At 63.2% G+C, this 16726-nt stretch carries 10 protein-coding genes; 4 read left to right on the top strand and 6 right to left on the bottom strand.

From position 1 onward, the window contains the following. Positions 1–73: 73 nt before the first annotated feature. Positions 74–1102 (bottom strand): glycoside hydrolase family 3 N-terminal domain-containing protein, encoded by a 1029-nt coding sequence (locus ACT6Q8_RS00375; protein WP_444733828.1) that lies wholly within the window; start codon positions 1100–1102, stop codon positions 74–76. A 243-nt stretch (positions 1103–1345) separates the two neighbouring features. Here ACT6Q8_RS00375 and ACT6Q8_RS00380 point away from each other — a divergent pair, with 243 nt between their 5' ends. Then, a complete protein-coding gene (locus tag ACT6Q8_RS00380) occupies positions 1346–2854 on the top strand; it encodes a hypothetical protein (RefSeq protein ID WP_444733827.1) in 1509 nt (502 codons plus the stop codon). A gap of 313 nt (positions 2855–3167) precedes the next feature. Next, a complete protein-coding gene (locus ACT6Q8_RS00385; protein WP_444733826.1) occupies positions 3168–5783 on the top strand; it encodes a TonB-dependent receptor in 2616 nt (871 codons plus the stop codon). 279 nt (positions 5784–6062) lie between these two features. On the opposite strand, the gene ACT6Q8_RS00390 is transcribed toward ACT6Q8_RS00385, so the two are convergent. The 5 genes from ACT6Q8_RS00390 to ACT6Q8_RS00410 form a co-directional block, all read right to left on the bottom strand. Beyond that, on the bottom strand, positions 6063–6776 hold the full coding sequence (locus ACT6Q8_RS00390) for an ABC transporter ATP-binding protein (RefSeq protein ID WP_054166787.1): 714 nt from the start codon (positions 6774–6776) through the stop codon (positions 6063–6065). A 2-nt stretch (positions 6777–6778) separates the two neighbouring features. Then, the gene (gene livG, locus ACT6Q8_RS00395) at positions 6779–7633 is read right to left on the bottom strand and encodes a high-affinity branched-chain amino acid ABC transporter ATP-binding protein LivG (RefSeq protein ID WP_054166725.1); all 855 of its coding nucleotides are present in this window, start codon (positions 7631–7633) and stop codon (positions 6779–6781) included. Further along, positions 7630–8922 carry a high-affinity branched-chain amino acid ABC transporter permease LivM gene (gene livM / locus ACT6Q8_RS00400; RefSeq protein ID WP_444733825.1) on the bottom strand — a complete coding sequence of 431 codons (1293 nt, stop codon included), beginning with the start codon at positions 8920–8922 and terminating at the stop codon, positions 7630–7632. Before livM ends, livG begins: the two co-directional genes overlap by 4 nt. Positions 8923–8925: 3 nt before the next feature. Next, the gene (locus ACT6Q8_RS00405; protein WP_102113339.1) at positions 8926–9840 is read right to left on the bottom strand and encodes an ABC transporter permease subunit; all 915 of its coding nucleotides are present in this window, start codon (positions 9838–9840) and stop codon (positions 8926–8928) included. A 163-nt stretch (positions 9841–10003) separates the two neighbouring features. Then, positions 10004–10918 carry a ketopantoate reductase family protein gene (locus tag ACT6Q8_RS00410; protein WP_054166786.1) on the bottom strand — a complete coding sequence of 305 codons (915 nt, stop codon included), beginning with the start codon at positions 10916–10918 and terminating at the stop codon, positions 10004–10006. 327 nt (positions 10919–11245) lie between these two features. Here ACT6Q8_RS00410 and ACT6Q8_RS00415 point away from each other — a divergent pair, with 327 nt between their 5' ends. Further along, on the top strand, positions 11246–14146 hold the full coding sequence (locus tag ACT6Q8_RS00415; RefSeq protein ID WP_444733824.1) for an EAL domain-containing protein: 2901 nt from the start codon (positions 11246–11248) through the stop codon (positions 14144–14146). Between the two features lie 328 nt (positions 14147–14474). After that, positions 14475–16709, top strand: coding sequence for a DUF1302 domain-containing protein (locus ACT6Q8_RS00420; protein ID WP_054166722.1), 2235 nt, complete (start codon positions 14475–14477; stop codon positions 16707–16709). The last annotated feature ends 17 nt before the right edge of the window (positions 16710–16726 follow it).

The raw sequence follows: 16726 nt of genomic DNA on the forward strand, positions 1-16726 counted from the left end.
GCCATTATCGGCGGGGTTTTTGCTGCAAATGGACGGATTGTTACCCAGCAACCCGCCCATTTGTACGTTCACATCATGCCAGGGCCAGCAAGCCGGTAATTTCTTCCAAGGTCCCGGCGACATCGACCATGGCGCCGGTGGGTGGCAGGGGGCGGGCTAGGCGGGATGCCGCGGCATCGGTCAGCGGCTTCACGGATGCGGCGATGGGGGTCCATTCATCCACGTCGCCATGGCTGGACAGGACGATATCCACGCCCGCGCCCTGTACCGCAGCGGCCCGTTCAGCGAGCGTGCCGCCTAAGCTTTCCATATAGATGCAGTCGGAGATCAGGACGCCGTCAAAGCCGATACGGTCACGGATGAGCATCTGCACAGCATCCTTTGAAATGGTGGCGGGGTTCTGCGCATCGACGCCCGTATAGACGACATGGGCGACCATGGCCCAGGGGGCCGTGCGGTTCAGGCGGGCAAAGGGCAGGAAATCGGTACGGTCCAGTTCCGACAAATCGGTATCGACGAAGGGCCTGTCCTTATGACTGTCGACCAGGGCGCGGCCATGGCCGGGAATATGCTTGATGATGGGTGTGACGCCCACCGATGCCATGCCATCCATGAAGGCGCGGGCCAGAACGGTCACCACCTCCGGGTCGCTGCCAAAGGCGCGTTCGCCGATGACGGGATCGGCACCGGCCACCGGTACATCGGCCAGCGGCGCACAATCGACCGTCACCCCGTGCTGACGCAGCAGTGTCCCGATGGCGGCTCCGTTCAGACGTGTGGCGCGCAGGCCCGCCAGCGCATCCTTGGCATAGAGACGGCCAAAGGCGGCGGGTGCCGGGAAGGCCGGCCAGACGGGCGGCTCCATCCGCTGATGCTCGCCACCTTCGAAATCAATCAGGATGGGGGCGTCTTCGCGGCCCACGGCATTGCGGAAATCATCGCACAGGCGCCGCACCTGATCCGGGCTTTCGCAGTTCCGCTTGAACAGGATCAGGCCCAGCGGGTTCGCGTCGCGGTAGAATGCCTTCTGATCGGCGTTCAGAACCGGATCGGGGGCGCCAAAAATGACGGCCAGGGGCCGCGACGGGGCGGAGGAAGCCATGATGCCATGCCTTGCGGTGATGTCCGGGGAAGGGGCCCTGGCAGCGACTGTTGCGCGAATGCCCAGGCTCCGCGCAAAGCCTTGATACGCCCCACCGATCCGATCAAGCCCTCCTTGCCGGATCAACGAAATTGACGGTATGGTGACGGGCATGTGCGGGGGATGGCGCTATAAGTCCCTGGTGAACACACCGAAACCATAGAACAGCACAATGCGCGGTAAAGACGCCAGGGGGCATGCAAGGTGGGATTTTCCAGACCCGATGTAAAGGCGGCCCTCAAACTTGGCGGACCCCTTGTCGCTGTGCTGGTGGCCGCGCTGTTTTTCCTGTCCATGGCCGTGGATGACAAGGTCGATATTCAGATCGACAATGCCAACCGAAGCGTTGAACGGGAATTGACGACGCTGGTCCAGAATGCCCGCAGCCAAAGTTCGGCCTTCGCTTCCACCAGTTTCATCGGCTATTCGGTTGGTCGCTATTACGGCTTTGCCTCGGCCTTTCAACAGATCTCGCCCGATCCGGAACGGGCGGCGGCCATCCTGCGCGCGACATATCCGCCGGGCGATGCGCCGCCATCGGAAATTCCGGCGGCGCTTACGGCCTATGCCGCTGTCCATGACCGGTTTCACGCCAGTTTCCGTGATCTTCTGGCCTCCACCGTCTTTGACGATCTCTACCTGATCGACCGGTTCGGGCGCGTTGTCTATTCCTTGCGCAAGGATGCCGCCTTCGGCGCCGATCTGGCCGCCGCGCGTCAGCGGGAATCGGCGTTGGGCACGCTGTTCCGGGAGGTGATGGGGCGGTTGCCGCAGGCACAGACGCCTGAACAGGTGATGGTGCTGACCCAGCCCCTGCCGCTGGACCAGGGACACGGCATGCTGCTGGGCCGGCCCGTGGTGCGGCATGGCACCGTCGAAGGCGTCGTCGTCTTCCGTGTTCCCATCGGCAAGGTTCAGGAGCGGCTGGCCCGGCTGACCCAGGACGGGATCGGCTTCGCCCTGCTGGACGGGGCCGGTAATATGGTGACCAGCGCACCCGGCGGGGAACAGCTGAAAGGCTGGGCACGGCATGAGGCGCGGGTTCTGGAAGATGGCGGCTGGCGTTATGTCGTGCTGTCCGACGCGGCCAAACTGGCCGGCGGACTCAATTTTATAAGGTGGCTGCTGCTGCTGGCCGGCTTTGTCGCCATCACCTTGTTCATGAAGGCTTTTCGGGAACCGGCCCCGGCCGCGGATGCCGGGGGCTTCGTGCCGGTCGGTCCGTCGGCCCCGCTCGATGTGGCCCCGCCTGTGCCCGTACCCGCCGTTCCCGCGGAAAGGCCCGAATCTTCGCCCGTTCCGCCTCCGCCGGCCCCCGCCACCGTGGCGGAGGAGCCCGAGCATCAGGATCACGCGGACGAGGGCGATCATGCCGCCGCCCTGGACGCCGACGAAGGCTATCGCCGCTGTCTGGTCGATGTCATGACGCTGGCGCTGGATTACTGGCAGAAGGCCAAGCGTAAGGGGAAGATCGAGCTGGCGGAGGAAAGCGGGCTTTGGCGTGTCTATATGGACCGGTCATCGCTGCAGACCCGCACGCTGGACAAATATCTGCTGGTTGAGACGCTCCCTCGCAACCCGCGCTGGCGCGATGTGGTTCGCACCGCCGAATATGTGCTGCGCCATTGTGGGGAACCGCAAGGTGAACGCGAGACGCTGTCGGTGGCGCTGAGCCGCCTGAAACAGCATCTGAAGCAGGCTGAGCGGGTCTAGTTCAGCCAGGACCGGAATCTCTTCAAACAAGTCGAATACGGTCGGCAGGGTGGTCCTTCCGACCGTGTCAGGCCGCGACTCCAGTTGAGATAATGTAATGTTACAGTTCCAACCTAAAATCAGAAACAAAATTCCGTCTTTTTCCGTCATTTTCGGCGTTCTGCCGGAACCGACCTTTCGGAAATCCCGCATTCCGCTTTCCTGAAGCTCACCAGCCGGGAGCAACCCGACGCGTTCGGGGACCCCGCAACGGAAATCGTGCCAGCGACAGCGCCAAGGCACGGGGAACAGGGCTTACGAGGAGGCAAAGGTCATGCAGTTCAAGAAAATGCTCATGCGGGGTACCGCCAGCGCGATTGCCATGATGGCCATCGCTGCGACGGCGCAGGCGCAGAGCGCTCCGGCGGCGGACGGCACGCTGGACGAGATCGTCGTTACCGGCATCCGCGCCAGCCTGGTGCAGTCGATCAACGCCAAGCGCAATGCCGACGCCATTGTCGACGCCATCTCTGCCGAGGATATTGGCAAGTTCCCCGATAAGAATGTCGCTGAATCGCTGTCCCACCTGCCGGGCGTGCAGGTCGACCGTGATTTCGGTGAAGGCGAGCGTGTTGCCATCCGTGGCACCGACCCGGCGCTGAACCGCACCCTGCTGAACGGCCAGACCGTGGCCTCGACCGACTGGTTCATTCTGGACGCGCCGGGCCGTACCTTTAACTATTCCATGCTGGCCCCGGAAGTTGTTGGTCAGCTGGAAGTGTACAAGTCGCCCGAAGCCCGCATCGACGAAGGCTCGATCGGTGGTACCGTGATCCTGCACACCCGCCGTCCGCTGGACCTGGACCCTCTGACCCTGAACGCCTCGGTCGAATATGCCTATAATGACCGGTCGGATGATGGCGCGCCCAACGCGTCGGGCCTGATCTCCTGGTCGAACGATGCCTCCACCTTCGGGGTCCTGGCCTCGATCACGCATCAGGTGCAGGATATCCGCCGCGATGGCTTTGAAAGCCTGGGCTACCCCACGGTGACGCTGCCCAACGGCACCAAGGCGATCATGCCCAACGTGATCAATTCCGCCCTGTTCCAGCAGAAGCGTGAGCGCACGGGCGGCACGCTCGCCATTCAGGCCAAGCCCAGCGACAACCTGGAGATCAACGCCACCGGCCTGTATGTCAAGGGCACCTACGACAACCTCAACCAGAGCCGCTACTACTTTAATAACTTCCGTGGCGCGCCCAACGACGCCGTCGTGAAGAATGGCGTGGTTGTCAGCGGTTCCTACACCAATGCCGGCACGCCGACCGCCGGTCTGATGCTGCTGGACGCCATTGCGCGTGAAAGCACCATCGAGACCTACGCCACCGACCTGAAGGTCGATTACACAGGCGACGCGCTGAAGGCCAGCTTCCAGGGCGGCTACACCAAGTCGACCGGCGGCACCAAGCAGCAGTATTTCGGTGAGTTCGAGCAGCTGACCGGCTACAGCTTCGACATTTCCGGTACCAACGGTCTGGCATCCGTCACGCCGCAGATTGCGTCGACCGCCAATACCGGCACCACGCTGGGCTTTGCGCAGCTGCGTCAGCAGCCGACCGCTGACGAAGAGACCTATGCCCAGGCCGACTTTACCCGCGATGTGGAGTGGGGCCTGCTGAACGCCGTCAAGTTTGGCGTGAAGTACCGCACCCATGAAACCAGCCAGGATGCCAAGCTGCGCCGTGTGAACGGTGCCGCGACCCCTGTGGACGGCTTCGTCGGTGGTTCAACCCCGTCCGGTTACCTGGGTGGCATCAATGTCAATGACGCGATGAAGAACTGGAACACCATCAGCGCCGACAAGCTGAAGACCTGGTTCCTGGGTCGTCCGGCCTCGGGCTTTGTCGATGCCGCCTATTTTGACTATCTGCCGGCGCAGTTCTCCGTGTCTGAAGACATCTGGTCCGGCTACACCCAGCTGGGCTTTGAGACCGAGGGCTTCCGTGGCAATGTCGGCGTCCGCTATGTCCATACCGACCAGACGTCGGAAGGTCGCCGGGACCGTCTGGGTGGCCAGTTCGGTCCGCCCATCGTTCCCGCCTCGCAGATCGAAGCCATCTCGCTGAAGAAGTCCTATGATGACTTCCTGCCCAGCATCAACCTGACCTTCGACCTGGACCCCAAGACGGTGCTGCGTCTGTCCGGTTCGCGCGTCATGGCGCGTGCCAACTATGCCGACCTGTCCACCTTCCTGGAAACCAACAACACCCTGCGGACGGCCAATGGCGGTAACCCGAACCTGGATCCGTACCGCGCCAACAATTTCGACGCCTCGATCGAGTATTATCTCGACAAGGTGTCGCTGGTGTCGGCCACGCTGTTCTACAAGGATATCGGTTCCTACATCTATCGCGCGACCAGCACGGAGATGCTGATCAACACCGATACCAACCCGCTGACCAACCCTGGCGGCACCACCGTTCCGCAGGCCTTCGAAGTCAGCCGTCCGCGCAATGGCGGCTCGGCGGAGATCAAGGGTCTGGAACTGGCCTATCGCGGTGACGTCTACGAGAATTTCGGTATCGAAGCCTCGTACACCTATGCCGACAGCGAGACGGCGGATGCCTCCGTGGCCCTGCCGTTCAGCTCCAAGCATTCCTTCTCGCTGACGCCGTACTATGAAGACGAGATGTTCAGCGCGCGGGTCACCTACAGCTATCGTTCAAAGTATTTCCGCGAGGTCAACCGTGCGACCTCGGTGATCAATGACAGCTACAACCAGCTGGATGCGTCGCTGACGGTCAACGTCACCGAACAGGTGGCCCTGACGGCCCAGGCCCAGAACTTGCTGGACGAGACGCAGTACCAGTATGTCGGCAATCGGGATGTCCCGTTCGCCGCCTACAAGAACGGTCGCCGCTTCTTCGGCGGCGTCCGCTTCTCCTACTGAGTCTGTACGCGTACTGGGGGCCTCAGGATTTCGAGGCCCCCTTCGGTTCCTCTCTCTTTTATGAGGCATCTCCCGACTTGTCCCGGCCATCCGCAAGGGTGGCCGGGTTTTTGTCGTTGGGGGTGGGTTTGCCCTCACCCTCCCAAGCCTTTACGGGCTTGGGCCCCTCCCTCTCCCACCTTCGTGGGCGAGGGTATAAATTATGCCCCTCGCCCGCTTGCGGGAGAGGGAGGGGCCCGAACGCGTCAGCGTTGGGGAGGGTGAGGGAGCGCGCCTCCCTCAGTGCGACCCGCCCTCCAGGTACGCCGCCCGCACCTCCGGATTGGCCAGCAGTTCCGCCCCGCCGCCTTCCAGCACCACCTGACCCTGGGCCAGAACATAGGCGCGGTGGGCCAGTTTCAGGGCGTGGTAGGCGTTCTGTTCGACCAGCAGGATGGTCATGCCGCGCGTCTTGTTCAGATCGGCGATGACATCAAAGATGCGGCGGATGATCAGCGGAGCCAGACCGAGCGATGGCTCATCCAGCAGCAGCAGACGCGGCCGGCTCATCAACGCGCGGGAGATGGCCAGCATCTGCTGTTCCCCGCCCGAGAGCGTGCCCGCCCGCTGGTCCCGGCGCTTGGCCAGGATGGGGAACAGGTCCAGGCAATAGGCGGCGTCTTCGTCGAAATGCGCTGGATTGCCTAGGGTGGCGCCCAGTTGCAGGTTCTCGAACACTGTCATGCGCGGGAAAATGCGCCGCCCCTCCGGCACCTGCGCGATGCCCAGCTTCGCCGTCTCATGCGGGGGCAGATCATTGATGATCTGGCCGTCGAAGATGATGCTGCCCGATGCGGGTTTCGGCTGACCACAGATGGTCATCAGCAAGGTGGATTTGCCGGCGCCATTGGCACCAATCAGGGTGACGATCTCCCCCTGATTGACATGCACATCGACGCCGCGCAGCGCCTCGATGGGGCCGTAATTGGTGCGGACCCCCGTCAGTTGCAGCAGGCTCATGCCCGGCCTCCTTCCTGTCCGGCCACGTCCTCGGCGACGATGGCGGGCAGTTCCTCTTCATCCGGCTCGCCCAGATAGGCCTTGATCACGCGCTCATCGCTGCGGATCTGTTCTGGCGTGCCCTCGGCGATCTTGCGGCCATATTCGACCACGTGGATACGGTCGGAGATGCCCATGACCAGACCCATATCATGCTCGATCAGCAGGATGCCGATCCCGAACTGTTCGCGGATGCCCTGGAGAAGTTCCCCAAGCACGCCCGTTTCCTTGGGGTTCAGGCCAGCGGCAGGTTCGTCCAGGCAGAGCAGCAGCGGATTGGTGTTCATAGCACGAGCGATTTCCACCCGGCGCTGAACGCCATAGGAAAGGTTGCCCGCTTCCTCATCCGCGACCGATGTCAAGTCGAGGCGTTCGATCCAGAAACGGGCGCGGTCGATGGCTTCCTTTTCCGCCGCACGCCAGCCCTTCAGGCCGATCAGGCCCGCCACACCGAACGCCGCCTTCTTCATCAGCCCCACATGCTGGGCCACCAGCAGGTTTTCCAGCACGGTCATGCGCGGGAACAGGCGGATATTCTGAAAGGTGCGGACCACGCCGTGGCGCGACACCTGATAACCCGGCAGGGACTGAAGCGACACGGGCGCATGGTCCGGGCGGTTCAGGGTCAGTTCACCCGATGTCGGCTTATAAAAGCCGGTAAGGCAGTTGAAGATCGTGGTCTTGCCAGCCCCGTTGGGGCCGATCAGGGCTGTGATCTGGTTGGTTTCAGCCGTCAGGTTGACGCCATCAACGGCCACCAGACCGCCGAAACGCATGGTCAGGCCCGTGACGGACAGCAAAGGTGCGTTCATGCCGCGTCTCCCTTCTGGCTGGACAGGCGGATGGTGGGCACGCGCTGTGACAGCAAGCCGCCGGGCCGCCAGACCATGATGGCGATCATCGCGATGCCGAACACGATCATGCGGAAATCAGCAAACTCACGGCCGACTTCCGGCAGCAGCACGATAAACAGGGCCGCGATGACCACACCGATCTGGCTGCCCAACCCGCCCAGCACCACAATGGCCAGGATCAGGGCGCTTTCCATGAAGGTGAAGCTTTCCGGGGACACGAAGCCCTGGCGGGCGGCGAAGAAGCAACCGGCAAAGCCGCCCAACATGCCGCCGACCGCATAGGCCGACACTTTGGAGGCCACCGGATTGATGCCGAGCGAGCGGCAGGCGATCTCATCCTCGCGCAGGGCCTCCCACGCGCGGCCGATGGGCAGGGCACGCAAACGCTTGATCACCCAGGCGGCGGCCAGTACCAGCGTCAGCGCGATCATGTAAAGAAACATCAGCCGGTGTTCGGTGGCGAAGCTGATGCCGGTCACTTCGTGGAAGCTGGTCAGGCCGTCGGGCGGGCGCCTGTCGAAGGACAGGCCGAACAGCGAGGGGCGGGGAATGCCGGAAATGCCGGCGGGACCCCCGGTGAAGCTCTGCCAGTTCAGGATGACGATGCGGGTGATCTCGCCAAAACCCAGGGTGACGATGGCCAGATAGTCACCGCGCAGGCGCAAGATGGGCATCGACAGCAGGGCCCCGAACAGGGCCGCGATCAAACCCGACAGCGGCAGGCAGACCCAGAAGCCCCAGCCGAGCGTCGTGGACAGGATGGCGAAACTGTAGGCGCCGATGGCGTAGAAGGCGACGAAGCCTAAGTCCAGCAGACCCGCCAGGCCGACCGTGACATTCAGCCCCATGCCCAGCAGCACATAGATCAGCACGGTGGTCCCGACATCCATGATGTAGCGGTCGGAAAAGGGCATGAAGGGCAGGGTGATGGCGAACAGGGTGATACCGATGGCGAAGCCCTTGGAGAGCTTTGCGGTCAGAGCGTCGTCCCGCTTCGGCTTGGTCCCGGCGGTCAGTTTCGGTTTGGCGGCACGCCGCGCGGCCAGTACGTCGCGCACCAGCGCTATCGCAAGACTGCCGCCCAGCACGATCAGGCCGGACCAGAGGACCCAGGGCCAACGGGTCTGCACCACCAGCCCCTGATCGGTGGACACGGTGTAGAGGCCGATGAAGGGCACGGCCAGGACCATGGCGACAAGGCCGGCAATGATGCTGGCCTTCAGATGGTTTTGGATCGGGGTGGCCATGGCTCACACCTTCTCGATATCGGGGCGGCCCAGCAGGCCTGTGGGTCGGAAGACCAGCACCAGGATCAGCACGGAGAAGGAGGCGACATCCTTATAGGCACCAGATACATAGCCGGTGAAAAACGCCTCGATCAGGCCAATCAGCAACCCGCCCAGCATGGCGCCCGGCAGGCTGCCGATGCCGCCCAGCACGGCGGCGGTGAAGGCCTTCATGCCCGCCAGGAAGCCGATATAGAAGTCGATCACCCCGTAATACATGGTGACCAGCACCCCAGCGACGGCGGCCAGTGCGGCACCCATGACGAAGGTCAGGCTGATGGTGCGGTCGACATTGATGCCCAGCAGGCCCGCCATGGTGCGGTCCTGCTCGCAGGCGCGCTGCGCCCGGCCAAGGGCGGTGCGATTGATCATCTGCGTGAAGCCCAGCATCAGGGCCACGGTCAGCAGGATGATGAACAGCTGAATGTAGGAGACGTTGACCGCGAACCCGTCGCCCTGCCACAGCGTCACGCCGCCATTCATGACGGGCGCCAGCGGCTTTGGCCGCGCACCCTGCGTCTGCATGACGTAGTTCTGAAGCAGGATCGACATGCCGATGGCGCTGATCAGCGGCGCCAGTTTCGGTGCGCCGCGCAGGGGCCGATAGGCCACCCGTTCCACCGTCCAGCCATAGGCGGCGGTAAAGGCGATTGCCATGACCAGCACCAGCAGCAGCGCCAGCGGCACCGACGTCACCCCGGCCGCCGCCAGGATGGAGAAAGTGGTTACCGCCACAAAGGCGCCGATCATATAAATCTCGCCATGAGCGAAATTGATCATGCGGATGATGCCGTACACCATCGTGTATCCGATGGCGATCAACCCATAAATGGCCCCCAACGCAAGGCCATTAATGAGGTATTGGAGAAACGTCCCCAGCGCTGACGCGTCCATGTGCCCCCAGTCCGAATTGGCCGGCCGCCCCTTTCTCTTTGGTGGGGCTTGCACCGGCGAAGGTGCGCCACCGTAACGGAAGGGGGCGGGGGGCAGCAAGGGTGCTTGGGCGGATTTGTGCGCGGAGGGTGAGGGTAAGTGCCGCCCCTTAAGAGGCCACCCCTTCCTCATGCACGCGCAGATGCAGCAGGGCGAGGTCCAGCAGCGGTGTCGCCACGCCACGCGCCCGTGCCCGTACGGCCATATGGCCCAGGATATGTTCGGCTTCTGTCCGCCCACCCTTGGCCACGTCGCGGGCCATGGAGGCGTTGACCTTGCTGCCGGCATCCACGATCTGTGCGCCATATTCATGCAGCAGGGCAGGGCGGGGCGTGAAGCCCTCTGCCGTGGCCACGGCGGCGCATTCGGCCAGCAGTGCCGTCATGAAATCAGTTCCCCCCGGTTGCCGGTTGATGGCCCCGACGGAGCCGCGCATCAGGCAGGTGGAGCCGGCCAGCGTGGCCAGGAAGAAATATTTCTCCCACAGGTCCAGCATGATGGTGTCGGACACATGCCAGTCCACGCAGGTGGGGCGGAAAGCATCGGCCAGTGCGGCGACCGTCGCCTGCTGCGCCACATGCCGGGCGCCGAAAACCAATTTATGGATGGTGGACAGGTGGTGGACGGTGCCCTGTTCGTCCAGCGTGATCGGCATATGGCACAGCCCGCCCATCACGCGTTCGCGCTCGAAGGCCGCATCCAGCACCTCCATGTGGCGCACCCCGTTCAGCAGCGGCATCAAGATGCTGTCGGGCCCCATGGCGGGCATGACGCTGTCGATGGCGGCGTCCAGGTCCCAGGCCTTGCACGTCAGGATGACCAGATCATAGGGCTTGCGCGCCTTGGTCACGGTCTGGGCCGGCACGCGGATGTTGCCGTGCGGGCTTTCCACCCGTAGCCAGTTTTCCATCAGCTGCGCCTGGCGCCGGGGGCGCACCAGGAAGGTGACATTGGCCCCGGCCTCCATCAGCCGCCCGCCGAAATAGCCGCCGACGCCGCCGGCACCTAAAAACAGGATACGCATCGCCTTCTCCCCGCACATCTGCGGCGCCTTCATACCATCCGCATCGCCGTCGATTCGACGGAAAATCGAGTGATATCAGGCATGGGCCGTCCTTATGGTCTGATTTTCCGCTTGCCTGAATAAAGCGGCTGACAGGCCAGTCCCCGGTCCCGCGATGGTGTGTGAAGACTTTCAAGCTAAAGGGATTGTCATATCCAAGCACATGAAGGCAGACTATCCTCTGAAGATGCGTGAAGGTTTCGGCCATGGGCCGGCTTTGCGCGCCGTTGGGGCATCCAAGGCATGGGCGATGGGGACCCGGCGGCGGATTTTGGTGCTAAGGTGTGGATGAAAGCGACGTTACCGCCTGAACAGGCCGAGACGGACATCCTGCCGGAAAGCGGGACGGCGGAGACGGCTGCGGTGGCGCGCGTGCCGCTGCGCAAACGCTTGTCTTTCAAGCAGGCGCGCAACACCGCGCTGGTCACCCTGATGCTGGGTCTGGTCCTGTCCACGGCCCAGATCACCATCGACCTTCTGGATATGGAACGGCAGTCCGACCAGCTGGTCCGCCAGGTCCTGTCCATTATGCGGGAGGCGGCGGCAGAGAGCGCCTATTCCTTCGACCAGGCGCTGGCTGATCGCGTCGTCACCGGTCTATTCGAATATAAGCCCATCTACCGCGCCGTCATTCTGGAGGATTTCGGCAATCAGCTGGCTGCCCGTGAACGTCCGCAGGCGGAGGGGCAGCTGAAATGGCTGGCGGAGATGCTGCTGCCGGTGGAGAAGACCTACTCCATCCCGCTGGTGATCGAGCGGCATAACCAGAATGTCGGTGAACTGCGCGTCTCCATCGACCGGTTCCTGATTGCGCAGGAATTTTTCCGCCGGTCGGGCGTGGTGCTGTCCACGGGCATCATCTGGACGGTGGCGCTGGCCCTGATCCTGGTGGTGATGTTCTATTCCACCCTGACCAAGCCGTTCCTGCGCATGTCGTCGGCCATTGCGGAGATTAATCCGCAGCGCCCGGCCGACAAGCTGTTGTCCGTGCCCAAGCGGCATGAGGATGATGAGCTGGGCCTGCTGGCCAAGACCATCAATGAGGTGCTGGTGCAGTTTGACCATTCGCTGGTCGAACGCGTGCGCGCCGAACATGCCCTGCGTGAGCGTGAAACGCGCCTGTCCGGCATCATGGACAATGTCGCCGACGGCATCATCACGCTGGATGAGGATCTGCGCATCGAAACCATGAACAGCGCTGCCGAGGCGCTGTTCGGCTATGCCGATGGCGAGGCGGTGGGGCAGCCCTTCGTTACCCTGATCGAGGAGCGCGACTGGACCCGCGTGGCCGTGGCCCTGATGGCCTGTCTGCGCCGGTCGGAGGAGGAGCAGCGCCCCGACAACCGCGCCGAAATCCAGGGCCGCCGCCGCCAGGGCGAGGTTTTCGCCATGGCCTTCGGCGTCAGCCAGATGCGCCTGGGTGACCGCCGCACCGCCATCTGCGTGGTGCAGGACATCACCCAGCGCAAGCGCGCCGAACAAGCCCTGCGTGAGAGCGAGGAGCGGCTCAAGCTGGCCGTGCGGGCCACCCGGTCCGGCGTGTTCGACAATTCCTATACCAAGGGCACCTATTGGTGGTCGCCCGAATTCATTGAGATGCTGGGATATGACGCGGTCGACGCGATGTATGCCAACAAGCTGTTCGACGGGCTGCTGCATCCCGATGACAAGGACATGGCGCAGAACCAGATCGAGCGCTACCTGAACGGGGAGGTGGGCGATTATCTGTCGCTGTACCGCCTGCGCCACCGCGACGGGTCCTGGGTCTGGATCGAGGCTAGAGGCCAGGCCATCCGCGATGATAGCGGTCGCCCCCTGCGCTTCACGGGCACCATGACCGACGTGTCGGACCGCAAGCGTTTCGAAGAACAGCTGATGTATGTCAGCACGCACGACCCGCTGACGGGCCTGCCCAACCGTACGCTGGTGCAGGACCGGTTGCAGCATGCACTGGCCCATGCCGGGCGCAAGGGGACGGCGGTGGCCGTCCTGCTGCTGGATGTGGACCGGTTCAAGCTGGTCAATGACAGTCTGGGTCATCAGGCGGGTGACAAGCTGCTGCGCGCGCTGGCCCAGCGGCTGGGTTCTTGTGTGCGCGCTGCCGATACGGTGGGCCGTCTGGGCGCCGATGAATTCCTGATCGTGGCCGAGGATCTGCCCGATCCGCAGATGGCGGCCCGCGTGGCGGAGACCATCCTGGTCAGCCTGTCGCGCCCGTTCGGCATCGACGGGCAGCAACTGTTCGTCACCACCTCCATCGGTATCGCCCTGTTCCCCGGCGATGGGGCGGATTTCCATGCGCTGATGCGCGATGCCGATACGGCGATGCACAATGCCAAGGCGTCGGGCGGCAATGGCTACCGCTTCTTCACGCCGGAAATGAACGAGGCGGCGGTGGCCCGCCTGTCGCTGGAACATTCCCTGCGCGAGGCGCTGGAACAGGGCCAGTTCTTCCTGCATTACCAGCCGAAGATCGCCATGGGCGACATGAAGGCCGTGGGTGTGGAAGCGCTGATCCGCTGGCAGCACCCGGAGATCGGCATGATCCCGCCGGGCAAGTTCATTCCGGTGGCGGAAGAAACCGGCCTGATCGTGCCGCTGGGCGAATGGGTCATGCGCGCCGCCCTGGCCCAGATTCAGGATTGGCGCCGGCGCGGCTTTGCGCCCATCCCGGTCGCGGTCAATGTCTCCGTCCGGCAGATCGCCACGCCGATGTTCGGCGAACGCGTTTTCGCGCTGTGCCAGGAATATGGCGTGCCGCCGGAACTGCTGGAGATCGAGATCACCGAAACGGCGATGATGTCCAACCTGGCCTATATCGCCGATACGCTGAACGAAATCCGGGGCCGGGGCATCCGAATCGCCATCGACGATTTCGGCACAGGCTATTCCTCGCTCTCCTATCTGCGCCGTCTGCCCATCACCACGCTGAAGGTGGACCGTTCCTTCGTCAGCGAGGCGCCGACCAATGCCGATACCGGTGCCATCGCCGCCACCATCATCGCCATGGGCCGCCAATTGGGCCTGAAGGTCGTGGCGGAGGGGATCGAGACGGAAGAGCAGCTTGAGTTCCTGCGCCTGCATCATTGCGATGAGCTGCAGGGCTACTTCTTCTCCCGGCCGCTGCCGCCGGGCGATCTTGAAACCCGATTCCTGCAACTGGATGGTGTGCTGGAAGTTGCAGGTTGACGTAAACGTCACAAGGGGTTGAGAGGCATTTTCGCCATTCGCAAGTGCAAAATTACCCGTATCGCGTGAGCGTTGCCCAATAAACGGGCGTTTGACCGGACTGCCCCAAATCCAATCAAGCCATTGGAAACTGGACAAAAAATGTGTCTTTTTTGCCAGTCCGCGCATCAAACGACCCCGCCGGAGACATAACGCGCATAGAAGCCTTGACGTGCCCACATGGCGGCCTTTACGACAAGGTTACGCGAAATTCCCCCGGCTCCAGAATGGGGTCGGCCGCCGGCCCATAGCCGGGGAATGATAAGAATGGGATGCGAGGAGGAAACGCATGGCACGCAAATCGACGCCGCAGGTGCGCATGGACCGCCGGGTATTGGCCGGGGTAAGTGCAGCGGCCATCCTGGCCCCGATGCTGGTGGTGGGCAGCGCCCAGGCCGTCAGCTTCAATCGGGGTGAGTTGAGCGGCAGCTTCGATACGACCCTGACCATGGGCGCCCTGTTCCGCGTCCAGAGCCGCGATCCGGACCTGATCGGCGTCGCCAATGGCGGTCGCGCCCATTCGATCAATGGCGATAACGGCAATCTGAACTATGACAAGGGCCTGGTGTCGCTGGCCGGCCGTGCCACGCACGAGCTGAAGCTGAACTATGGCAACCTGGGCGCCTTCGTCCGCGGCACCTACTTCTATGACGTCGTAAACGCCAAGAAGTCGTCGACCAACGGCTCCCGCACCAACCGCTTCGCCTTCAATTCCGACACGACCGAACGCGTGGGTCGTGACTTCGATCTGCTGGATGCCTTCGTCTATGGCGATTTCGCCGTCGGTGACAGCTCCAACCTCTCTGTCCGCCTGGGCAAGCAGGTGTTGAGCTGGGGTGAGAGCACGTTCATCCAGAACGGTATCAACTCCATCAACCCGCTGGACGTTTCCGCCCTGCGTGTGCCGGGTTCGGAGCTGAAGGAAGGCTTCCTGCCGGTTCCGATTGCCGATATCAACTTCTCGTTCAACGAAAACATCTCGTTGGAAGCCTTCTATCAGTTCAAGTGGGACAATACGGAGCCGGAAGCCTCGGGTTCGTTCTTCTCCACGAACGATGCGGCCTCTCCGGGCGGCGACCATCTGTTCATCGGCTTCGGCAACTACCTGTTCCGCGACGACCCGACCCAGGGTGCGGTGGCCGGCGGCAACGTCTTCCCCGTGGACAAGTACCCGAACCCGCTGCTGAACGGGTTCCGTGGTGTGCAGTCGCTGACCCCGTTCGGCACCGTCGTGCCGCGCAGCAAGGATGATACGCCCAGCGACAATGGCCAGTACGGTCTTGCCCTGCGTATCTTCGCGGAAGAGCTGAACAACACCGAATTCGGCTTCTACTACACCAACCTGCATTCGCGCGTGCCGGTGCTCAGCTCCATCGTCGGCAGCCTGTCGCAATTCCAGGCGGATCCGTCCAACTTCACGCGCAATTCGTCCTACCGCGCTGAATATCCTGAGGATATCCAGCTGTTCGGCGCCAGCTTCAACACCACCATCCCGTTCGGCATCTCGCTCCAGGGCGAGATCAGCTTCCGCAAGGATCAGCCCCTGCAGCTGGATGACGTGGAACTGTTGCAGGCGACGCTGGCCGCCCCGTCCATCCTGGGCTCCATTTCCCAGGGTCAGACGGCGGGTGCCGCCGCCGGTCGCACGCAGGGCAGCGCCACCTTCAACAGCGCCGTGGCTGCCGCCATCGCCGGCAACCCGGCCCTGCGTCCCTTCACGGGCTTGACCTTCGAGCAGATCCAGGCGATCAACCCGACGGTTGCGGGTGCCATCAGTGCCGGTATCGCCGCCGCCCCCGGCTCGCCGGGTGGTACGCGTACCGCGTTCGAGAATGCCGGTGCTGTTGCCGGTGCCACCGCGGGTGCCAATCAGGCTGCCGTTGGCGCCGCCGGGCTGTTCAACACCAACCAGATCGTCAAGAAGATCGGCGTGATCCAGGGCACAACGGCCGCCGCCGTCACCGCCGATCTGGCCAACCGCTACTTCGGCAAGCGCATCCAGGGTTGGGAAGAGTTCGACGTGACCCAGGCCCAGATGACGGCAACCAAAGCCTTCGAACGGGCTTTCGGTGCTGATCAGTGGGTGTTCGTCACCGAAGTGGGCGGTACCTGGATTTCCGACATGCCGGACAAGTCTGTGCTGCGTCTGGAAGGTCCGGGCACGGTCGTGGGTGGCAACGCCGCCTTTGTGGGCCGTGGCGGCATGGCCGATCTGGCCACCGATGGTTTCGCGGATGCTTTCTCTTGGGGTTACCGCGCGGCGATCCGCTTCGACTATCTGAACGCGCTGCCGGGCGTCAACCTGTACCCCTCGATTTCCTGGCAGCATGACGTGAACGGCACCACGCCGACGCCGCTGGGCAATTTTGTCGAAGGCCGCAAGGCTGTCAGCCTGGGCCTGCGTGCCCTGGTGCGTGAAACCATCACGGTCGACCTTGCCTATTCCAACTTCTTCGGGGCCGGAAAGTTCAACCTGATCAACGATCGCGACTTCGTGTCGGCCAGCGTCAAGTACTCGTTCTGACGCCGCGAAACGACCAG

This window comes from Niveispirillum sp. (assembly GCF_052437035.1).
Classification (GTDB): domain Bacteria; phylum Pseudomonadota; class Alphaproteobacteria; order Azospirillales; family Azospirillaceae; genus Niveispirillum.

Excerpts from the sequence above, each read along its gene's own strand:
- ACT6Q8_RS00375 (WP_444733828.1), bottom strand. The coding sequence starts at position 1,102 with ATGGCTTCCTCCGCCCCGTCGCGGCCCCTGGCCGTCATTTTTGGCGCC.
- ACT6Q8_RS00420 (WP_054166722.1), top strand. The coding sequence starts at position 14,475 with ATGGCACGCAAATCGACGCCGCAGGTGCGCATGGACCGCCGGGTATTG.
- ACT6Q8_RS00385 (WP_444733826.1), top strand. The coding sequence starts at position 3,168 with ATGCAGTTCAAGAAAATGCTCATGCGGGGTACCGCCAGCGCGATTGCC.
- ACT6Q8_RS00415 (WP_444733824.1), top strand. The coding sequence starts at position 11,246 with ATGAAAGCGACGTTACCGCCTGAACAGGCCGAGACGGACATCCTGCCG.
- livM (WP_444733825.1), bottom strand. The coding sequence starts at position 8,922 with ATGGCCACCCCGATCCAAAACCATCTGAAGGCCAGCATCATTGCCGGC.
- ACT6Q8_RS00410 (WP_054166786.1), bottom strand. The coding sequence starts at position 10,918 with ATGCGTATCCTGTTTTTAGGTGCCGGCGGCGTCGGCGGCTATTTCGGC.
- livG (WP_054166725.1), bottom strand. The coding sequence starts at position 7,633 with ATGAACGCACCTTTGCTGTCCGTCACGGGCCTGACCATGCGTTTCGGC.